Genomic DNA, 18,989 nt, shown 5'->3' on the forward strand with positions numbered 1-18,989 from the left:
TAGTCACGCGTTGACCCTATGTGTCGCAAATGGTGTTCAGGTACACTCGTTCCACTGACACATCGGCGCCGCAATCTCCATGCTGTGCCGCTCCTCCCCCGAGTTCTTTGCCGCTGAAACGAGGTTTGCCATGGCTGACTACAAAGCGCCCTTGCGCGATATGCGCTTCGTCCTCAATGAAGTGTTCGAAGTCTCCCGACTTTGGGCCACGCTTCCCGAACTGTCTGAAACCGTGGACGCCGAGACCGTCGAGGCGATTCTCGAAGAGGCGGGCAAAGTCACTGGCAGATCCGTCGCACCGCTGAGCCGCGCGGCCGATGAGGAAGGCTGCCACTGGAAAGACACCGTCGTCACCACTCCGGCGGGGTTCGTTCAGGCGTACAAAACGTATGCTGAAGGGGGCTGGGTCGGCGTCGGCGGCAATCCGGAGTTCGGCGGCATGGGCATGCCCAAGGCGGTCTCTGCTCAAGTCGAAGAGATGGTCAACTCCGCGAGCCTCGCGTTCGGGCTGTACCCGATGTTGACGTCCGGCGCGTGCGTCTCGATCGCCACCCACGCCAGCGAAGCATTGAAAACCAAGTACCTGCCGAACATGTACGCCGGGGTATGGGCCGGTTCAATGTGTCTGACCGAAGCTCACGCCGGCACCGACCTCGGGATCATCCGCACGAAAGCGGAGCCGCAGACCGACGGGTCCTACAAGATCAGCGGGACTAAAATCTTCATCACCGGCGGCGAGCACGACCTCACCGAGAACATCATCCATCTGGTCTTGGCCAAGCTCCCGGACGCACCGGCAGGGCCTAAGGGCATTTCGCTGTTCCTCGTGCCGAAAATCATGGTCAACGACGACGGCAGCCTGGGTGAGCGCAACACGGTGTTCTGCGGGTCCATCGAGCACAAGATGGGCATTCAGGCGTCGGCCACCTGTGTGATGAACTTCGATCAGGCCGAGGGCTATCTGATCGGCGAGCCGAATAAAGGCCTCGCGGCGATGTTCACCATGATGAACTACGAGCGACTGGGTGTGGGCATTCAAGGCCTGGCGTCCGGCGAGCGTTCTTATCAGAACGCGATCGAGTACGCCCGCGACCGTCTGCAAAGCCGGGCCCCGACAGGCGCGCAGTCCAAAGAAACCATGGCCGACCCGATCATCGTTCACCCCGATGTGCGCCGCATGCTGTTGACGATGAAGGCGCTGAACGAAGGCGGTCGCGCGTTCTCCACGTACGTAGCCATGCAACTGGACACCGCCAAGTACAGCGAAGACGCCGATGTGCGTCAGCGCGCCGATGCGTTGGTCGCGCTGCTGACCCCGGTCGCCAAAGCCTTCCTCACCGACATGGGCCTGGACACCACTGTGCACGGTCAGCAGGTGTTCGGCGGTCACGGCTACATTCGCGAGTGGGGTCAGGAGCAACTGGTGCGTGATGTGCGCATTACCCAGATCTACGAAGGCACCAACGGCATTCAGGCACTGGACCTGATGGGGCGGAAGATCGTTGCCAGCGGCGGAGCGTATTACAAGCTGTTTTCCGACGAGGTCCGTCAATTCATCGCGTCATCTGACAGTTCGCAGGCCGAGTTCACCAAGCCGTTGGCCGCAGCACTGACCACACTGGACGAATTGACCGACTGGGTGTTGGACCGGGCGCGCAGCAACCCGAATGAAATCGGTGCCGCGTCTGTTGAGTATCTGCATGCGTTCGGATACACGGCCTACGCCTACATGTGGGCGATGATGGCAAAAGCCGCATCGGGCAAAGAGGCTCAGGAAGATTTCTACGCCGGCAAGCTGGGCACTGCACGGTTTTATTTTGCTCGGCTGCTGCCGCGAATTCAGTCACTTTCGGCGTCGGTCACGGCAGGCAGCGAGTCGCTGTATCTGTTGGAGGCGTCACAGTTCTGACACTGCGGAAACCATGTAAGCATTTGCTTACATGACGTGATGGCAATCGGCTCTATCGCTTTAGTGGATCCAAGTTTAATCTACACACATGGACGTCGCGCAGGATGCGCAAACAGATAACAGGGACACGTAAGGGATTGCCTGCCAGGACGGCGGGAAGAAATGGAAGTCATGGGAAACAGTCTGGAAAACCTCGCTTAGGCGGGGTTTTCTTTTTTCTGCGTTTTGAAAAGTGCGATGACATCGGCCGCCTCGCTTGGGGCGCCTGCGGGAAGGTAATGGCTTGAGGACGTGCGCTGCGGAACCCCTGTAGTGGCTAAAGGTCGATTAGCTGTGCGGCCCTCTTCTATTGGGCCACTTAATCAGGAGCTCCACCCATGGACATCATTCGCATCATCATCGCCATCCTGCTGCCACCCCTGGGCGTGTTCCTGCAAGTCGGCTTCGCCGGCGCTTTCTGGCTGAACATCCTGCTGACCCTGCTGGGCTACATCCCGGGGATCATCCATGCGATCTACATTATTGTCAGTCGCAAGTAACCCGATCCGCTGAACACCGCGCTTCCCGTCTCAGGTCAGCTGACATAAAGTCCGACGTCGGACTTTATGATCAGGAAGGTCAGGGATGGACGTTGTTCTGGGATTACTCGCCGCTCTTTTCTGGGGCGGCACAGACTTTCTGGTAGGGCTCAATGCCCGCGCGGTAGGGGTCAAGCGAGCGGTTTATTTCGGTCAGGCACTTGGCTTCCTGATCATGTGCATTCTGTTGTTGTGCTACCCGGCTTTTATCTCCAAATCATTCTCTGCGCCTTGGCACACGTGGCTTCTAGGTGTGCTGGCCTCGGTTTTCACGGTCAGCGGCGCGCTGGCCCTATCCAAAGCGTTCGCGCTCGGCAAAGCTTCAATTGTGGCTCCTCTGGTGACGTCGTACGGCGTCTTCACCACGCTGTTGTCCTGGGCGAGCGGCGAGCAGATATCAATGACACAGCTGCTGTTGATCGCGCTGTGTGTGCTGGGAGTCGTTCTGTCGAGCATCACGGCAGGCGATGATTCCACGGCGAAAAAGCATAACCGGAAAGCGATTGCTTACGCATTGGGCGCTGCCTTGCTGTACGGATCGAGCTTCTGGATGCAGGGTCGCTTCACACTGCCTGCATTGGGGCCCGTCACGATGCTCTGGCTGGGATACTTGGTCGGCCTCACCGTTTTGTCGCCGATGATTTTGCGAATGAAAGACGCCCTGAAGCTGCCGCCTGTGCGCGCCGGGGTAACCCTTGTGGCAGCGAGCCTGCTGAACCTGGGTGGATTCTCCGCGTTCTCGTATGGCGTGATGGTGGGATCGGTTTCCGTGGTCACCGTCATCAGCACCCTTTCAGGGGGGATCGCCGCCGTGCTTGGCTTCCTGTTCTTCAAAGAGCGGCTCAGCACCATTCAGGTCTGCGGGGTAGGGCTGGTATTGATCGGCGCCGTGGCGCTGCACGTTTATGGATGAGCCAATCACGGGTTCGCGCGGTTACACATGGCGATGTCGCGGGTTTGACAGTTTACGCACAACCTGTGGGAGCGAGCTTGCTCGCGAAGGGGCCGGTACAACCGCTAAAATTCCAGCGGTTGAAATGCCTTCTTCGTGAGCAAGCTCACTCCCACATGATCGTGTTGGCCAGGTGCTTCAGTGGCTGACGCGCAAAACGTCTGACACATCAACCATCAATTACCTTCCGGTAAAACGCCCACTCGGTTTCCAGTGCGTGGGCGAGATTGGCCGCTTTGCGGAAGCCGTGGCGTTCGTCGGGGTAGAAGTGCCCTTCGGCCGGGATGCCGTTTTCCAGTAATGCATTGAGCATGTCTCGGGTTTGGGCGGGGACGACCACGGCGTCGAGTTCACCCTGGAAGAAAATCACAGGGACCTTGATCTGATCGGCATGCAGCAGCGGCGTGCGCTCCCGATAGCGCGCCATGTCGACGTCGGGGTCGCCGATCAGCCAGTCCAGATAATCCGCTTCGAACTTGTGCGTGGCTTCCGCTAGCGCCAGCGGGTCACTCACCCCATACAGGCTCGCGCCCGCGCGGAACTCATCCTTGAAGGCCAATGCGCACAGCGTCGTATAGCCGCCTGCGCTGCCGCCGCGGATGAATGCGTTTTCCGGATCGATCAAACCCTGATTGCCCAGGTATTCCACCACTGCGCAGGCGTCTTCGACGTCGACAACGCCCCATTCCAGAAACAGCGCCTGACGATACGCTCGGCCGTAACCGGTGCTGCCGCGATAGTTAAGGTCAGCGACGGCAAAGCCCCGTTGGGTCCAGAACTGAATGCGCGGGTCCAGTGAGGGATAGCAGGCGGAGGTCGGGCCGCCGTGGATAAACACCACCAGCGGCGGCTTGTCGTCGCCATTCATGGCCCGATAGAAATACCCGTGGGCTTCGCTGGAGCCGCTCGGATAACGCAGGGTTTGCGGCTGGCTGATACGCTCGACGGGGAGAGGAGGCACGCCGCCGGCCAGCACCTGAACGCGCTTGTCAGCACGGCTGATGGCAATCACCGCAGAAGGGCTGACGGGCGACGCTGCGATGCAATAGAGGTAGTCCGCGTCCACCGCAAGGCTTCTGAAACGGCTGTAATCTCCGCTGAAATCTTCAACTGAACCCTGCGCCGAACGCAAGCCGAGCAGACCTATGCCGTCCTCGAACCAGGCGGCGAGGTAAGCGCCATCACTCAGCGGCGCCCAGGTCGACGCGCCCAGTTGCCACGGCGCCGAAGCGTGATCGGCAGCGGCGGCAGGCAGCGCTTCAAAACCATCCAGCGTCTCAACCCACGGCTGCCAGAATCCGGCGCGGTCGGTCAGGCAATACAGGCGGCCAGCCTCATCAAAGCGGGGTTGCTGCAGCGATTCCAGCCCCAGCCCGCCCGCGAGGCAGTGCGGTCGGCCCCACGCGAGATCGGCCTGGCGTTCGACACTCATCAGTCGCGTAGACGTCCACGGCTGATGGGGCCGCCACCACTCTATCCATACCAGGCGATTGCCATCCGGACTGACGGTGGGCGATGCGTAAAAATCGGCGCCTTCGGCCAGTACGTGGCGGCGGCTGTCGGCGACGTCGAAGGCGACCAGCCGGTGAGTGTCCTTATCCTCCTCAACCGCCAGAATCTGCCCACGCGCGTAGCGGACATCTCCGAAGAGCTTGTCGCCCTGGGTCAGGGGTTGAGGTGTTTGGGAGTCGAAGGGCTGGAGGTAAATCTGCTGGTCCGCTTCGTTGACGAACACCACGGCACCGTCAGTCAGGCAGAACGAACCGCCGCCATATTCATACACCCGGCTGCGCACGCTGAAACCCTCGGGCGTCAGGCAAGCAGTCGCGCCGTGGTGCCAGCGCCAGATGCGCGTCGCGGCATCCTGCGGGCGGAATTCACTCCAGAAAAGCCCCGCAGGGCTGACGCTGAGTTCGGCGAAATCGGTGCCTGCCGCCACAGCCTGGGCGGCAGAAAGAAGGTCAGGACTTGGCGATGAGGCGTGAGTTTCGTTCATTGCGGAAGGCCAGTTGCTCGATGGTCTGGCTAGCATACTCGGCTTCATCACGGGCTTGGGTGATCAAGTGATGCTGCGGCGACTTGCTGCACACCGGGTCCGTATTGCTTGCATCGCCGGTGAGCATGAACGCCTGACAGCGGCAGCCACCGAAGTCTTTTTCCTTCTCGTCGCAGGAGCGGCAAGGCTCTGGCATCCACTCGTAACCGCGAAAGCGATTGAAACCGAACGACTCGTACCAGATGTGCTGCATGGTGTGATCGCGCACGTTGGGAAACTGGATCGGCATCTGCCGCGCGCCATGGCACGGCAGCGCAGTACCATCCGGCGTCACGGTGAGGAACAGATTGCCCCAGCCATTCATGCAGGCTTTCGGACGCTCTTCGTAATAATCCGGGGTGACGAAGATCAACTTCACCGGGTGATTTTCAGCGGCGAGCTTGACCCGGTATTCGTTAGTAATGCGTTCGGCGCGCACGAGTTGGTCTTTGGTCGGCAGCAAGCCCACACGATTCAGGTGTGCCCAGCCGTAGAACTGACAGGTCGCCAGCTCCACGAAGTCCGCTTCCAGCGCCACACACAGCTCGATGATCTTGTCGATCTTGTCGATGTTGTGCCGATGGGTCACGAAGTTGAGGACCATCGGGTAGCCATGCTTTTTCACAGCGCGGGCCATTTCCAGCTTCTGCGCGAAGGCTTTTTTCGAGCCGGCGAGCATGTTGTTCACTTGCTCGTCGCTGGCCTGGAAACTGATCTGGATGTGGTCCAGCCCGGCTTCCTTGAAGTCGATGATCTTCTGCTCGGTCAGGCCGATGCCGGAAGTGATCAGGTTGGTGTAGAAGCCCAGCCGCCGCGCTTCGGCGATCAGCTCCGCCAAGTCCTGGCGCACCAGTGGCTCGCCACCCGAGAAGCCGATCTGCGCCGCGCCCATTTGCCGGGCTTCGGCCATGACCTTGAACCACTGCTCGGTGGTCAACTCCTGCCCCTGCTTGGCAAAGTCCAGCGGGTTTGAGCAATACGGGCATTGCAGCGGGCAGCGATAGGTCAGCTCGGCGAGCAGCCATAGCGGCAGCCCGACCGGGGGCGTGGGCGGAATGTAGACATCAGACTGAGTGTTCACTGAGTCAGGCAAATTCGATCCAGAGCTCTGCACGGGCGACCTCCATGAATTGCTCGACGTCAGTGCCGAGCTCGGGAACGCCGGGGAATTTTTCGTCAAGCAGCGCAATGATCGCGCCAACGCTGCGCTGACCATCGATCAGGCCGCCAATCGCGCTCGCGCTGTCATTGAGCTTGATCATGCCTTCAGGGTAGAGCAGCACGTGACCGTTTTGCGCGGGCTCGAACTGGAAACGATAACCGCGGCGCCAGCTGGGCACCTGCTCGCGATTGAAGCTCATAGGGCGATTCCTTTGTGCCAGACGCGTTGGTCGGTCACGCTGTGATAGGGCGGGCGGTTCAGCTCGTAGGCCATACTCATCGCATCGAGCATGCTCCACAAAATGTCGAGTTTGAACTGCAGAATTTCCAGCATGCGCTCTTGGCCTTCCCGCGTGGTGTAGTGCTGCAGCGTGATCGCCAGACCATGCTCGACGTCGCGGCGGGCCTGGCCCAGGCGGGTGCGGAAGTATTCGTAGCCGGTCGGGTCGATCCACGGATAGTGCTGCGGCCAGCTGTCCAGACGCGACTGATGGATCTGCGGCGCGAACAACTCGGTCAGCGAACTGCTCGCCGCTTCCTGCCAGTTGGCGCGACGGGCGAAGTTGACGTAGGCATCGACGGCAAATCGTACGCCGGGCAGGACCAGTTCCTGCGAGCGCAGCTGGTCAGGATCCAGACCCACGGCCTGACCCAGACGCAGCCAGGCTTCGATACCGCCGTCTTCGCCAGGTGCGCCGTCATGGTCGAGCAAACGCTGAATCCATTCGCGGCGGATTTCCCGGTCCGGGCAGTTGGCCAAGATCGCGGCGTCTTTCAGCGGGATATTCACCTGATAGTAGAACCGATTGGCGACCCAGCCCTGAATCTGCTCGCGGGTCGCGCGCCCTTCGTACATCGCCACATGAAAGGGGTGATAGATGTGGTAATACGCGCCCTTTGCACGTAGGGCCTGTTCGAATTCAGCGGGAGACAGCGGCGTTGCATCGTTCATGTCGGCAGTTCTCGTCAAGAATTTCCGCAGATCCCGTGGGAGTGGGCTTGCCCACGAAGGCGATCTACCTGGGCCGCATCGGCTGGCTGACCTGACACCTTCATGAGCAAACCTGGCCCCACAGTCGGTAATTAGCGTTCTTAAAGCTCAATGCTCATCCCATCGAATGCCACTTCGACGTTCCGGCGCGCCAGTTCAGCGCGCTCGGGCGAGTCTTCGTCGAGGATCGGATTAGTATTGTTGATGTGGATAAGCACCTTGCGCTGTTGCGGCAGTTTTTCCAGCACGTCAAGCATGCCGCCGGGGCCGTTTTGCGCCAGATGACCCATCTCCGTACCCGTGCGGGTGCCGACGCCACGGCGCTGCATTTCGTCGTCATCCCACATCGTGCCGTCGACCAGCAGGCAGTCGGCGCCGCTCATTTTCTCCATGAGGGCATCGTCGACTTTGCCCAGGCCCGGCGCGTAGAACAGTTTGCCGCCGGTACTCAGGTCCTCGACCATCAAGCCGATGTTGTCGCCCGGGTGGGGGTCGAATCGGTGAGGCGAGTAGGGCGGTGCCGCGCTGCGCAGTGGAAATGGGGTAAAGCGCAGGTTCGGACAGGCTGGAATGACAAAGCTGCCTTCCAGCTCGATGCGATTCCAGGTCAGGCCGCCATTCCAGTGTTTGAGCATGTTGAACAGCGGGAAACCCGTGCTCAGGTCCTCGTGGACCATGTCCGTGCACCAGACCTGATGCGGGCAGCCTTCACGCAGGCTCAGCAGCCCGGTGGTGTGGTCGATCTGGCTGTCCATCAGAATGATCGCGCTGATCCCGGTATCGCGCAGGCCACGATTGGGCTGCATCGGGGCGAAACCCTGCAGCTGGGCGCGGATGTCGGGAGAGGCATTGCACAAGATCCAGTTCACACCGTCGTCCGACAGCGCGATGGACGACTGGGTGCGCGCGTGCGCCCGCAAGCTGCCGTCGCGAAAGCCTGCGCAATTGGCGCAGTTGCAGTTCCACTGAGGGAAACCACCGCCGGCGGCGGAACCGAGAATCTGGATGTGCATGTGAACCCCGTAGCGACGGCCGATCGGCCCTGAAATCAGAATCGCGTTAATAAAAAAGCCCCGGCGAACCGAGGCTTCTCACCGCGCAACAATCAACGGCTTGCGAAGTACATGGTGACTTCAAAGCCGATACGCAGATCAGTGTAAGCAGGTTTAGTCCACATAATTGACTCCTTCTGGGTTAGTGCAGCGGTGGGTGACTACATTCGTTAGTGCTCCGGCGAGCGGAGACGTTCAAATGCTTAGGGGGCTATGTTACTAAAATTATCGGCGGCCCAATGATGAAATATCCGATAAAGATCCTTGCACAACGGGCAATGATCGGCTGTTTGCGGACCATGACCTGCGCGGGCTAGAGCGCACTGGCACGGTTTGACAGGCACAGGCGGGCGCCGTCCGGCTGTGCCAGCCGATGGGCGGCTTCGAGCAAAGCGTCCTGCCGAAGATGTGCAAGGGAATGTTGCAGGCGGGTGCAGTAATCAGTGCTGTGGCCTGCCAGGTGCGCTTGCCAGAGGAGTTCGGCTGCTTGCAGGTGCTCCATGTCAGCCGTTTCGAGTTGATCCTGCAGGATTTTTACCTGCGCGGGTAGGTCTGCGGCGTTGATCAATGCCGGCAGACCCTCGATGAAGGTCTCGATGTGCGCGACCAGCTGTTCCGCGCTCGCGCTAGGGGATTGCACGCCAAACAGGAGACCTCCATGCCCGGCGATCTGTCGGAAACCGCTGAAGACGGCGTAGCCCAGTTGCAGCTCGACACGCAGGCGCTGGTAGAACGGGGCCTGCATCAGCTGTGCGAAGAGTCGCCATGTGGCTTCGTCATGGAGAGAATCGGATGGCGCTGGATAGAACATCAGCACCGCAGTTTCGGAAGACTCGGACGGTTCGATTACCCACCGGTTTCCTGTCTCTCGAGGTGTTGCGAGTGCCGAACCATCAGGCAGACCGTGGATGAGCCGGGCAGCGTGGCTCAACACATTGCCCGCTGAGGGTGTAAAGCCCGTGACAAACCCTGTCCAACTGGCCTCAGCCCACACGCGCTGCAGGTCGTGGGCGTGTGGGGTGACTGAATTGTTCAAATAATGATCAGGCAGCGTCTTCAACAGCTGACGGATCGGGATTGCGGCCGGTTCATCAGTTGGCGCACCGTAGCGCGCCAGGGTTTGCGCATCCGGCTGGACGAGCAGACTCAGCGCCTCTTCCAGTACGGCGGGCAACGGTTCCGCCAGGCCTGAGACTTTCAGCTGCCAGAACCTGCCGTAGGCACTGAATGCCAGCGTGACTCCCGCTTGACTGGCTTGGGCCGCCAGTGATCTCAGGCTTTCTTCCAACATTCGCGCAAGCTTGGGCTGCGCAGTAACGAGCGTCCATCGTAGGTACAGCGCGGCCTCGCCGTTTGCTGGCAACGCACTGCTGAATGTCAGCTTGGCCAAGGGCAAGGTCGGCGTAGTGGATGCCGTTGCGGGTTTCAGAAATGGATTGGGCTCAGGCAACCGCCACCCAACGCTGGATGTGCCACACGCCAAGGGCTCGGCTCGCGTCCGTAACAGCGCTGCGGGTGTGAGCTGGCTGAGCAGCGCATCAACCGCCTCTGTCGACAGACACGCCGCATCAGGTTCAGCGCTGTAATACCGCGCCAGCGACAGCGCACCGCTGACGGCCAGACGCCGCTGTTCCAGCCGTGCGTATTCTTCGATCGACTGACGGTAATGGGATTTGAAGAAGGCGAGCCAGCTGAAAACCAGTGCTGGTACGTGCGATGACGCGTCGGCTGCCTTCGCGGCCAATGCGACCTCAATGTCGATGACTGCCTGGCCGCCAAACTCATACATGACCTCGGCCTTCAGCGACTCAATCAAGCCTCGGTCACGCAGCTCCGCCACCAGCCCGCCCCCTTGCGCGTCATTCATCCAGGTGCAGAGAAACGCCGCGGCCTGTTCCTGCCCTGCCGGTAAGCCTTCGCACGCAAACGTCAGATGCATCCGACGCTGATCAGCCTTACCGATCGGCTTCGGTTCATCAGTGAGCAGCGCAGGCGGTCGCTGTTGCTCAACCCGGCTGCCCTGCGCGAAATACTCGCCAAACTGGGTCGCCAACTTATCCAGTTCATCAAACGATTGAGGCCCCGCGAGGCTCAGCGTCATCTGCCCGGCCTGATAAAACCGTCGATAGAACGCCTGCAGCGCATCCTGAAACACCTGACGCGGAACCGGAAGACTGAAGCGATTCCCTGCATGAAACCAACGCAACGGATGCAAGGCCGACAGAGGCTGCAGGCGTTTTAGCAGATCACGAGAGGCATGGTCCCGCGACCAGGCGATGAATTCCGCGTGCAGCACCTCCCGTTCTTGCAGCTGATCGGGAATCGTCATGCGCGGATGGGCGAGCATTTCGCACAGCCGCTCAAGACCGTCGGCGAACACGGCGCGCGGCAGTTCGAAGAAAAAGTCGGTGGTGCGCTCGCGTGTGCTGGCGTTCACTTGCCCGCCGTGGCGCTGCACGAACGCCATCAGCTTTTCGTCAGCCGCAAAGCGCTCGGTGCCGAGAAAGAACAGATGCTCAAGGAAATGCGCAAGCCCCGGCCAGCGGGGCGAAACATCATGACTGCCTGCCGCGACCCGCAACGCCGCAGCGCAACGCTTCAAACGTGGGGCCGAAACCAGCACCACATTCAAGCCGTTGGACAGGGTCAGGGATCGTTGGCTGATGGGGTTGGGCATGGCGCTTGTGATGTTGGATGACTGAGCGGCCATGCTAGCGGATAAAGGGCGTGCAGGTGTGGGACGTGCGCAGTGGCGACGTCGAATGATGACCTTACGGCTTCCCCAGTCCCGAATAAAACCCTGGCCGGCGATCCTTGAAATAGGTATTGATCGTTTGGGATTCACTCATCGCGTCACGGTCCAGATCTGCCATCACCAAGGTCTCATCCTGACCGGCAAGACCGATTTGTCGACCGTCCGGCGCGCAGACACTGCTCAAGCCGCAGTAATGGATATCGCCCTCACTGCCGCAATAATTGGCGTAGACCAGGTAGCACTGGTTTTCGAAGGCACGGGCCCGCACGGTGACTTCCGCGACGAAGTCGTAGGGCGCCATGTTTGCGGTCGGTACCAGAATCAGGTCTGCGCCGGCCAAGGCCAGACGGCGCGTGTTCTCGGGAAACTCGACGTCGTAGCAGATCAGAAATCCGAGCTTCCAGTCCCCAAAAGCCACCACCGGAAAGTGCTCATCGCCTGCGCTAAACATCGCGTTGTCCAGCTCGCCGTACAGATGGGTCTTACGGTAATTGCAGAGCCGAACACCTTGCGCGTCGATCAACTGCACCGCGTTGTATACCTGACCGTCGCCACTCAACTCCGGGTAGCCGTACAGAATCGCGATACCCGTTGCTTGAGCGATCTCGGCAATCCTCAACGCAGCCGGGCCGTCGCTCGCTTGCGCCAACTCCCGCGCGGCCTGGGCACCAATGTTGTACCCGCTGAGAAACATCTCCGGAAGGACCAGCAGCTTCGCCCCCTGCGCCGATGCCTCGACCGCCTGAGCTTCCAGGCGCCGAAGATTGGCGCTGACATCGAGGGGCAACGGCGGGCATTGGTAGAGGGCGACGCGCATTGGAGGCTTCCTTATTCCGGCAAAACGATCGGGCCGATCTCGTGGAACACGTCACCCGGGCCCGGGTTCTCGGCGTGAGTCTTGCCGCCAAAGTGGGTCATGATGCCCCACACCGCGTTCAGCGACGTCTGCACAGCGCCCTCAACCCAGGCCGGCGTCCAGGACACGTCGTCACCGGCGATGAAAATGCCCCGTTGCTCGTCAGGCATGTCCTTCTGCATGAAATGCGCGTACATCCGCTGGTTGTAGCGGTAGTGGCCCGGCAGCGCGCCTTTGAAAGCACCGAGGAAGTGTGGGTCGGATTCCCACGACACGGTGATCGGGTCTCCGATGACGCGTGCGGCGATATCGACCTTCGGGTAGATCTTTTTCAGCGCGCCCAGCGCCAGGCTGACGCGCTTTTCCACGGGGTGAGGGAGCATTTTCAGCGCGTCGCTCATCCACGAGTACGACAGGCAAATCACCCCCGGCTTCTCGACGCCGTTGGAATAGGTGCCATTGTCGAATAGATAGGTGCCACGGGTCAGGCGGTCGGTCAGGGTCATGCTCATCAAGTCGCGGCCGGTCTCCGGGTCTTTGTCCTTCCAGAAAGGCCGGTCGACCATGACGAAGGTTTTCGACGCCTGCATGTAACGCGTGCGGTCCAGTGCCATCCACATCTTCTGGGAAAACAGCGACTCTTCGCACTCGATCTGGGTGGTCAGCAACCACGTCTGGCACGTCGCCAAAACCGCATCGTAATGGCGAACGTCACCCAGATTGTCTGTGACCGCGAACTGGCCGTTGGCGGCGCGGCTGATGCCTTTGACGCCCGTGCGCGGGGCGCCTCGGTGCAGCGTCGACAGGCTGGTGCCCTCGGGCCAATGCACGCAACGCTCGGGGGTGTGGCGCCAGATGCCGATAGGCACTTGCCCGACGCCGCCGACGATCAGGTGCTGGTGATCGTCGCAGTTGGTCATCACCACGCGGAAGATCTCCAACATCGAGTTCGGGAAGTCCGAGTCCCAGCCACCGGTGCCGAAGCCGACCTGACCAAACACTTCGCGGTGATAGAACGACAGTTTGGCGAAGGCTTCCGACGTGGCGACGAAGTCATAGAATGTGCGGTCGTCCCACAGCGGCACCAGCTTGTTCCACAACGCTTTGAGCCGAGGTACATCGCGGTCCCGGATCGCTTGCTGAATGTCGGCAAACTGCGAGCCGGCCTCCAGCGCGTCGGCCCAGGCGTCGGCGACCTCCTGAAACAGCGCAGGCAAGTCCGACAGTTTTTGTGCGTAGTGGGTGCTGCCTTCCAGGTCAATTACTGTGCTGCCGGAGGCAGCCGTCAGCGGGTTGGGGAAGGGCTTGGATTCAAGGCCGAGCTTGTCGACGTAGTGATAAAAGGCGGTGGAGGAGACCGGGAAGCGCATGCCGCCCAGTTCGGCGATGATGCCTTCAGCGCCTTCGAACTGTTGCGAGCGCAAACGGCCGCCCATTTTCGAGGCTTCGTAAACGACGGGTTTGAGCCCCAGCTTCATGAGCTCATAAGCCGCCACCAGCCCCGCGATACCTGCGCCGACGATCGCCACTTCTTTACCGAGGTTTTCCGTCGGAATGCTGCCGAGGCCCGCCGGGTGTTCGATCCAGTCATCGAAGGCGAACGGGAAGTCCGGGCCGAAAATCGTGATCGGTTTTTTTCCGTTGGCGGGGTGGCGATTGTTTTTCATGACTGACCTTGTTCGACTGCGGCGCGAAAGTGGACAAGTCTAGATAACAGTTGGGACGTTATTAAGACGCAGAGTGTTGTCGATGTGTCGAGAATGCCGGCAAAGTGACGAAGCGCTTCGTCATATTGTCAGAAGCGGTCAGTTCAGGACGGCTGCCCGCGGTCGATTTTGCTGCTCAGGATGATCGACGTAGTGGTCTTCTCGACGCCATCGACGCTGCCGATCAAATCAAGCATCTGATCCAGCTGCTCCGGCGAATCCGTGCGCAGCCACGCCACGTAATCGAATTCGCCGCTCACGGCACACAACTGTTGCACCTGCGCCAGCGCGCTCAGCCGCCGCAGCACTTCCTTGCCGGAGCGAGGTTGCACGGTGATCCCGACATAGGCCTGCAGCCCGCCATCCACCAACCGCTGACCCAGACGCACGCCATAGCCGGTGATGACCTTGGCTTTCTCCAGGCGCGCCAGTCGCGAGGTCACGGTGGTGCGCGCAATGCCCAATTGCCGAGCCAGATTGGCGACCGGTTCCCGGGCATTGATTTGCAGCGCGGCGATCAGTTTGCGGTCGATGTCATCGATTGCTGGGGGGCGGGTGTCAGACAAGGGTGTATCTCCTTCGGCAAGCGGGGCATGTTAGGAGATTCCGTGGGGGTTTGGGTGATATTCGAATGCCAAGGCGACGCTAAAGCCCAGGCATTTTGCGTTGCTCGTACGGCAGAGATGGGCGCCAGAAAACCTGCGTCGGTCATGTAGGACTTTTCTGCGCTGTAAGGCTTTTGTCATTCTTCTGTCACCCCCGGCGTGCCTAAATTCTCTTCCCATCCCTTTGAATCCACGCCGGGAGCCTCGTCATGACTCTGGATTTCTCTGAAACCGCCCGCTACATCCAGGCCGATATCCTCGACAGCTTCGACGAAGAACTGGAAATGGAGTACGACGACGCGCGCCTGGATGGCTTGCTGGCCGATCTGGGCGAGGAGGTGCCCAAGGGGATTGATCGCCGCCTGTACTTCCGCGAGCTGCTACGCCTGCAAGGCGAGCTGGTTAAACTGCAGGACTGGGTGGTCAGCCAGAAGCTCAAGGTTGTCGTGCTGTTCGAAGGCCGGGATGCGGCAGGCAAGGGCGGTGCGATCAAGCGCATCACCCAACGACTCAATCCGCGGGTGTGCCGCGTGGCTGCACTGACCGCGCCGAGTGAACGCGAGCGCACGCAGTGGTACTTCCAGCGCTATGTCGCGCACCTGCCCGCCGCCGGCGAAATGGTGCTGTTCGACCGCAGCTGGTACAACCGGGCCGGGGTCGAGCGGGTCATGGGCTTCTGCAATGACGAGGAGTACGAAGAGTTTTTCCGCACCGTCCCCGAGTTCGAAAAAATGCTGGTGCGCTCGGGCATCATCCTGATCAAGTACTGGTTCTCCATCACCGACGACGAGCAATACCGGCGCTTTCTGATGCGCATCCATGACCCGCTGAAACAGTGGAAGCTGTCGCCGATGGACCTTGAGTCCCGCCGTCGCTGGGAGGACTACACCAATGCGAAAGAAGAAATGCTCACCCGTTCCCACACCGATGTCGCGCCGTGGTGGATCGTCGAGGCCGACGACAAGAAGCGGGCGCGCCTGAACTGCATTCATCACCTGCTGGAGCAGATCCCGCGCGGCGATACCGAGACACCGCAAGTGGTGCTGCCGGAACGCGAGTACAACGCCAATTATCTGCGTGCCCCGGTGCCGCGTGAGATGGTCGTTCCGCCGGTTTATTGATCCTCCGCCGGTTTTTGGTCAGAGCGCTGGCGTGGTTCAGATCTTCCACGCCGGCGCTGTTTTCGCCAGACGCTGCTGCAGGCTTTCGAGATTCTGCGTGAACTGGCGGGTCATCAACTGATAACCCAGCACCTCGGTCGAGGCGGTCGGAACGTCAGGCCCGACGGTCAAGCTCTCGGTTGGCCGCTGCAAACGTTCAGTTGCACCGGTCTGCAGCGCGCGCGCCATACCGATCAGCATGCGACGGATTCGCCGTTGCTCCGCCGTCACCCCTGTACTGCCAGTGTCTGCCGGACGCAGGTTCGAAAGAATCTCGAGGATGCTCAGGCACATGCGGTAGTGGCGCTGAATGGCGTCCAGTTCAACGATCGATATCTTTACTTCCTTGGACACCGACGGCATCAGCGAGCGCAGCTGCAACAGCGTCGCGCCCATTCGCGCGGTCAACTTCACGTGCTCGTCTGCGGTGATCGACTGCCCGCTGGCGATGCGGTCGTAAGCCAGCGCACAGTCCCGCAGGCCACTGGCCAGGTTGTAGCGCCACGAATACACGGCATACAACGGCAGCGCGAAGGAAAACGCCAGGGCGAGGGCGATGCCGATCAGGATGTCCACCGTCCGCCACAACCCGTCCGTGATCGGGTTATCACCGTGGCCCGCCACGATAAACAGGGTGATGGCCGACAGCAGCGCCGTGTAACCGCCCTTGCCAATGGCGTGATACGCAAAGAAACCGCAGATCAGTGACATGACCACGTACGTCAGCAATGGCATGCCCAAGTAGCTTTCCTGCGCCACGACTGCCAGGCCCAGTGCCGCGCCTATCAAAGTCCCGTAAGCGCGCTCCACCGACTTCTTGCCGATATTGCCGTGGTGCTGCAACCCGCCAATCACGATCAGCATCGTCACCGACGCCCATTCCCCATGGGGCAGATGAAAACCGGTCGTCAGCAGTATCGACACCAGCAGTCCGACTACGATTCGGCCGGCGTGAATGTAGCGGGCATGGCGATAGCGGCGGTATGGGTCCAGCAGTGGACGCAGTACGCGGCGAAGCCAGGAGGGGAGGGAGGCTGAGTTCATGGGGTTACAGACCATGGGGAAGATGAATATATCCGAAGCCCGGTAAATGCGGCGCGTCACCACCGTCGTGGTTTCATTCACAAAATCATCACATGTGAGATGTTGCATATATCAATGCTTGCGCGTAGGGTGCGTTGCTATCACATGTGATGTTCAGGAAAGACTTCAATGGCTCGGAAAACTTCAACCGACTACATGCGCGAAATGCGCGCTCGGCTGACAGCCGCCGGGTACGTGAAACGAGAGCTGTACGTACTTCCGGAAAACGCGGAGGTATTGAGAGATATCGAAAAGGTACTACGCCAGCCCTACTTGGGTAACCGGATCAAACTGGAGGGATTCATGACTGAGAATACCAATTGGACGATCGACACCCTTCACTCGGCGTTCGCCGAGCTGGACGTGGTCAAGAATAACGACATCAAGCTGACCCTCATTCAAGGTGCCGAGCCGAGTCTGAGCCTGGTGATGAACCAGTTCGGTGGCTTGCCCATCATCATTGCCATCGCGGGCGATCAGATCCTGGTTGATTCCGTACTGGTGTACGCCTCTGAGGTCAAAGACCCAGCCGCTTTCAACGACGCCGTGCTGCGAAGCCGGGAGCTCTTCCCGCTGTCGTCGATCGGCATCGAGACCCTGCCAAACGGCGAAACCTTCTACAACATGTTTGGCGCACTGAGCGCTGCCTCTTCGCTGACGGTCGTCGTCCACGAGGTGCTCACCCTGGCAGAAAACGTGATTCATGCGGCCGACGCCTATGAAGATTTTCTTAAAGTTGATCCACAGTAACCGGGAGACACATCAATGAGCCTTTGGAAAAAAATGGTCACAGCGCTGCGTGGTGGGGCTTCCGAGGTGGGTGAAGCCATCGTCGATGCTCAGGCACTGCGAATCCTCGATCAGGAAATCCGTGACGCCGATGCCTCCATGCTCGCGGCGCGCAACCAGCTGATCCAGATCAAAGCCAAGCACAAGCTCTCGCTGCAGCGCGTCGAAGAGCACGACAAGAACATCGCCAACTGGGAGCAGAAAGCGCTCGCCGCGATGAATAAAGGCGAAGAAGCCCTCGCCCTCGAGTGCGCCGAGAAAGTGGCCGAGCTGACGGCTCTGCGCGATCAAGAAAAACTCGCGGCCGATCAGTTCGGCGTCCACGTGGCGAAATTGACCGCACAGGTCATCAAGGCCGAAAGCCAGATCAAAGGCCTGCGTCAGCAGACCGATATGGCCAAAGCCCGTGACAGCGTGCAAAAGGCGCAGATCAACGCGGCTGCTGCAACGGGCGGCGCCAATGGCCGACTCGAAACCGCAGTGGGTTCGCTGGCTCGTATCAAGCAGCGTCAGGATGAACAGGACGCCAGGCTTGAAGCGGCCGATGAGCTGACCGAGGCTGCCAACGGCGGCGATCTGGAGCGTCGTCTTCAGGATGCCGGGATTGGCTCGAAAACCGGCGGCGCAGCTGACGTTCTCGCCCGCTTGAAAGCACAAAGCCAGAGCGGTAACTCGGGCCAGTAACACCGTAAGAAGGCAGCCGGGTTTCCGTCTGCCTTTTTTTCGGCTTCTTTTTTCGGCTCACCGGTGTGCAGATGAATATCGGAAACGGACTACGGACGATACTGTGCCTTGCCGCTGTGATGATCGTTGTGCAGATGGTTAACTCGCTGACCGCCAACAGCCTGCTGTCTCACGGCCTTGTACCCAGGACCTTATCCGGCCTGCAGGGCATCGTGTTCTCCCCGTTTTTGCATGGATCGGTCTGTCACCTGCTGAGCAATCTTCTGCCTTTTGTGGTGCTGAGCTGGCTGGTCGCAACCGAGGGGCTTCAGCGATACGTGCGCGTGGTGCTGCTCATCGTTGTGCTCGGTGGGCTGATGGTCTGGGTGGTCGGTCGTCCGGTCATCCATGTGGGCGCCAGCGGTCTGATCTTCGGCTTGTGGGCGTATCTGCTGGCCCGGGCGTGGTATCAGCGCAGTCTGGCAAGTTTCGCGATTGCACTGGTGACCCTGCTGGGCTACAGCGGATTGATTTTTGGCTTCATTCCGGTCCCGGGTGTATCGATTGAGTCACACCTGTGTGGCGCGCTTGCCGGTATTGTGACGGCCTGGTTAATGCACTCACGGCGGCTTGTCGAGCGAGGTCCGGCGCAGTGAGTGGCACAACTTTTTACATCGCCTCGGCGCGAATTCAA

At 60.2% G+C, this 18,989-nt stretch carries 18 protein-coding genes; 7 read left to right on the forward strand and 11 right to left on the reverse strand.

The window, feature by feature from the left end; all coding sequences use genetic code 11:
- Positions 1 to 130 precede the first annotated feature (130 nt).
- The 3 genes from AC3ISG_RS01820 to AC3ISG_RS01830 all read left to right on the forward strand — a co-directional run bounded on the left by AC3ISG_RS01820 (position 131) and on the right by AC3ISG_RS01830 (position 3,400).
- Positions 131 to 1,909, forward strand: coding sequence for an acyl-CoA dehydrogenase C-terminal domain-containing protein (locus AC3ISG_RS01820; protein ID WP_122624502.1), 1,779 nt, complete (start codon positions 131 to 133; stop codon positions 1,907 to 1,909).
- A 377-nt stretch (positions 1,910 to 2,286) separates the two neighbouring features.
- Positions 2,287 to 2,448, forward strand: coding sequence for a YqaE/Pmp3 family membrane protein (locus tag AC3ISG_RS01825; protein WP_037019089.1), 162 nt, complete (start codon positions 2,287 to 2,289; stop codon positions 2,446 to 2,448).
- A gap of 85 nt (positions 2,449 to 2,533) precedes the next feature.
- On the forward strand, positions 2,534 to 3,400 hold the full coding sequence (locus tag AC3ISG_RS01830; protein ID WP_489298402.1) for a DMT family transporter: 867 nt from the start codon (positions 2,534 to 2,536) through the stop codon (positions 3,398 to 3,400).
- 208 nt (positions 3,401 to 3,608) lie between these two features.
- On the opposite strand, the gene AC3ISG_RS01835 is transcribed toward AC3ISG_RS01830, so the two are convergent.
- The 10 genes from AC3ISG_RS01835 to AC3ISG_RS01880 all read right to left on the reverse strand — a co-directional run bounded on the left by AC3ISG_RS01835 (position 3,609) and on the right by AC3ISG_RS01880 (position 14,561).
- A complete protein-coding gene (locus AC3ISG_RS01835) occupies positions 3,609 to 5,435 on the reverse strand; it encodes a S9 family peptidase (RefSeq protein WP_489298403.1) in 1,827 nt (608 codons plus the stop codon).
- Entirely contained in the window at positions 5,401 to 6,588 is a 1,188-nt protein-coding gene (pqqE, locus tag AC3ISG_RS01840) for a pyrroloquinoline quinone biosynthesis protein PqqE (protein WP_163023107.1), read from the reverse strand. Before pqqE ends, AC3ISG_RS01835 begins: the two co-directional genes overlap by 35 nt.
- Positions 6,560 to 6,835, reverse strand: coding sequence for a pyrroloquinoline quinone biosynthesis peptide chaperone PqqD (gene pqqD, locus AC3ISG_RS01845; protein WP_065991309.1), 276 nt, complete (start codon positions 6,833 to 6,835; stop codon positions 6,560 to 6,562). Before pqqD ends, pqqE begins: the two co-directional genes overlap by 29 nt.
- Entirely contained in the window at positions 6,832 to 7,587 is a 756-nt protein-coding gene (gene pqqC / locus AC3ISG_RS01850) for a pyrroloquinoline-quinone synthase PqqC (protein ID WP_065991310.1), read from the reverse strand. The genes pqqD and pqqC overlap by 4 nt, the downstream gene beginning before the upstream one ends.
- A gap of 140 nt (positions 7,588 to 7,727) precedes the next feature.
- Complete coding sequence (gene pqqB, locus AC3ISG_RS01855) at positions 7,728 to 8,639, reverse strand: pyrroloquinoline quinone biosynthesis protein PqqB (RefSeq protein WP_489298404.1); 912 nt, start codon at positions 8,637 to 8,639, stop codon at positions 7,728 to 7,730.
- Positions 8,640 to 8,731: 92 nt separating this feature from the next.
- Positions 8,732 to 8,803, reverse strand: a complete 72-nt coding sequence (gene pqqA / locus AC3ISG_RS01860; protein ID WP_008365141.1) for a pyrroloquinoline quinone precursor peptide PqqA — start codon at positions 8,801 to 8,803, stop codon at positions 8,732 to 8,734.
- A 188-nt stretch (positions 8,804 to 8,991) separates the two neighbouring features.
- Positions 8,992 to 11,355: a pyrroloquinoline quinone biosynthesis protein PqqF gene (pqqF, locus tag AC3ISG_RS01865; RefSeq protein ID WP_489298405.1), complete on the reverse strand. Its 2,364-nt coding sequence runs from the start codon at positions 11,353 to 11,355 to the stop codon at positions 8,992 to 8,994.
- A 94-nt stretch (positions 11,356 to 11,449) separates the two neighbouring features.
- The gene (locus AC3ISG_RS01870) at positions 11,450 to 12,250 is read right to left on the reverse strand and encodes a carbon-nitrogen hydrolase family protein (RefSeq protein WP_485620412.1); all 801 of its coding nucleotides are present in this window, start codon (positions 12,248 to 12,250) and stop codon (positions 11,450 to 11,452) included.
- Positions 12,251 to 12,261: 11 nt separating this feature from the next.
- Complete coding sequence (locus tag AC3ISG_RS01875; RefSeq protein WP_489298406.1) at positions 12,262 to 13,956, reverse strand: flavin monoamine oxidase family protein; 1,695 nt, start codon at positions 13,954 to 13,956, stop codon at positions 12,262 to 12,264.
- Positions 13,957 to 14,099: 143 nt separating this feature from the next.
- A complete protein-coding gene (locus tag AC3ISG_RS01880) occupies positions 14,100 to 14,561 on the reverse strand; it encodes an Lrp/AsnC family transcriptional regulator (RefSeq protein WP_122624509.1) in 462 nt (153 codons plus the stop codon).
- A gap of 248 nt (positions 14,562 to 14,809) precedes the next feature.
- On the opposite strand from AC3ISG_RS01880, the gene ppk2 reads away from it, so the two are divergent.
- Entirely contained in the window at positions 14,810 to 15,721 is a 912-nt protein-coding gene (gene ppk2, locus AC3ISG_RS01885) for a polyphosphate kinase 2 (RefSeq protein WP_074886916.1), read from the forward strand.
- A gap of 36 nt (positions 15,722 to 15,757) precedes the next feature.
- Here ppk2 and AC3ISG_RS01890 read toward each other — a convergent pair whose 3' ends face one another.
- Entirely contained in the window at positions 15,758 to 16,804 is a 1,047-nt protein-coding gene (locus tag AC3ISG_RS01890; protein ID WP_122536528.1) for an FUSC family protein, read from the reverse strand.
- Between the two features lie 168 nt (positions 16,805 to 16,972).
- On the opposite strand from AC3ISG_RS01890, the gene AC3ISG_RS01895 reads away from it, so the two are divergent.
- The 3 genes from AC3ISG_RS01895 to AC3ISG_RS01905 all read left to right on the forward strand — a co-directional run bounded on the left by AC3ISG_RS01895 (position 16,973) and on the right by AC3ISG_RS01905 (position 18,951).
- Positions 16,973 to 17,593, forward strand: coding sequence for a YjfI family protein (locus tag AC3ISG_RS01895; RefSeq protein ID WP_272632925.1), 621 nt, complete (start codon positions 16,973 to 16,975; stop codon positions 17,591 to 17,593).
- Positions 17,594 to 17,608: 15 nt separating this feature from the next.
- A complete protein-coding gene (locus tag AC3ISG_RS01900) occupies positions 17,609 to 18,316 on the forward strand; it encodes a PspA/IM30 family protein (RefSeq protein WP_122624511.1) in 708 nt (235 codons plus the stop codon).
- Between the two features lie 71 nt (positions 18,317 to 18,387).
- Entirely contained in the window at positions 18,388 to 18,951 is a 564-nt protein-coding gene (locus AC3ISG_RS01905) for a rhomboid family intramembrane serine protease (protein ID WP_489299440.1), read from the forward strand.
- Positions 18,952 to 18,989 lie beyond the last annotated feature (38 nt).

This window comes from Pseudomonas sp. GL_135 (assembly GCF_057834665.1).

Coding starts and splice junctions, on each gene's coding strand:
- AC3ISG_RS01820 (WP_122624502.1), top strand. CDS start 131: ATGGCTGACTACAAAGCGCCCTTGCGCGATATGCGCTTCGTCCTCAAT.
- AC3ISG_RS01825 (WP_037019089.1), top strand. CDS start 2,287: ATGGACATCATTCGCATCATCATCGCCATCCTGCTGCCACCCCTGGGC.
- AC3ISG_RS01830 (WP_489298402.1), top strand. CDS start 2,534: ATGGACGTTGTTCTGGGATTACTCGCCGCTCTTTTCTGGGGCGGCACA.
- AC3ISG_RS01835 (WP_489298403.1), bottom strand. CDS start 5,435: ATGAACGAAACTCACGCCTCATCGCCAAGTCCTGACCTTCTTTCTGCC.
- pqqD (WP_065991309.1), bottom strand. CDS start 6,835: ATGAGCTTCAATCGCGAGCAGGTGCCCAGCTGGCGCCGCGGTTATCGT.
- pqqC (WP_065991310.1), bottom strand. CDS start 7,587: ATGAACGATGCAACGCCGCTGTCTCCCGCTGAATTCGAACAGGCCCTA.
- pqqB (WP_489298404.1), bottom strand. CDS start 8,639: ATGCACATCCAGATTCTCGGTTCCGCCGCCGGCGGTGGTTTCCCTCAG.
- pqqF (WP_489298405.1), bottom strand. CDS start 11,355: ATGCCCAACCCCATCAGCCAACGATCCCTGACCCTGTCCAACGGCTTG.
- AC3ISG_RS01870 (WP_485620412.1), bottom strand. CDS start 12,250: ATGCGCGTCGCCCTCTACCAATGCCCGCCGTTGCCCCTCGATGTCAGC.
- AC3ISG_RS01875 (WP_489298406.1), bottom strand. CDS start 13,956: ATGAAAAACAATCGCCACCCCGCCAACGGAAAAAAACCGATCACGATT.
- ppk2 (WP_074886916.1), top strand. CDS start 14,810: ATGACTCTGGATTTCTCTGAAACCGCCCGCTACATCCAGGCCGATATC.
- AC3ISG_RS01890 (WP_122536528.1), bottom strand. CDS start 16,804: ATGAACTCAGCCTCCCTCCCCTCCTGGCTTCGCCGCGTACTGCGTCCA.
- AC3ISG_RS01895 (WP_272632925.1), top strand. CDS start 16,973: ATGGCTCGGAAAACTTCAACCGACTACATGCGCGAAATGCGCGCTCGG.
- AC3ISG_RS01900 (WP_122624511.1), top strand. CDS start 17,609: ATGAGCCTTTGGAAAAAAATGGTCACAGCGCTGCGTGGTGGGGCTTCC.
- AC3ISG_RS01905 (WP_489299440.1), top strand. CDS start 18,388: ATGAATATCGGAAACGGACTACGGACGATACTGTGCCTTGCCGCTGTG.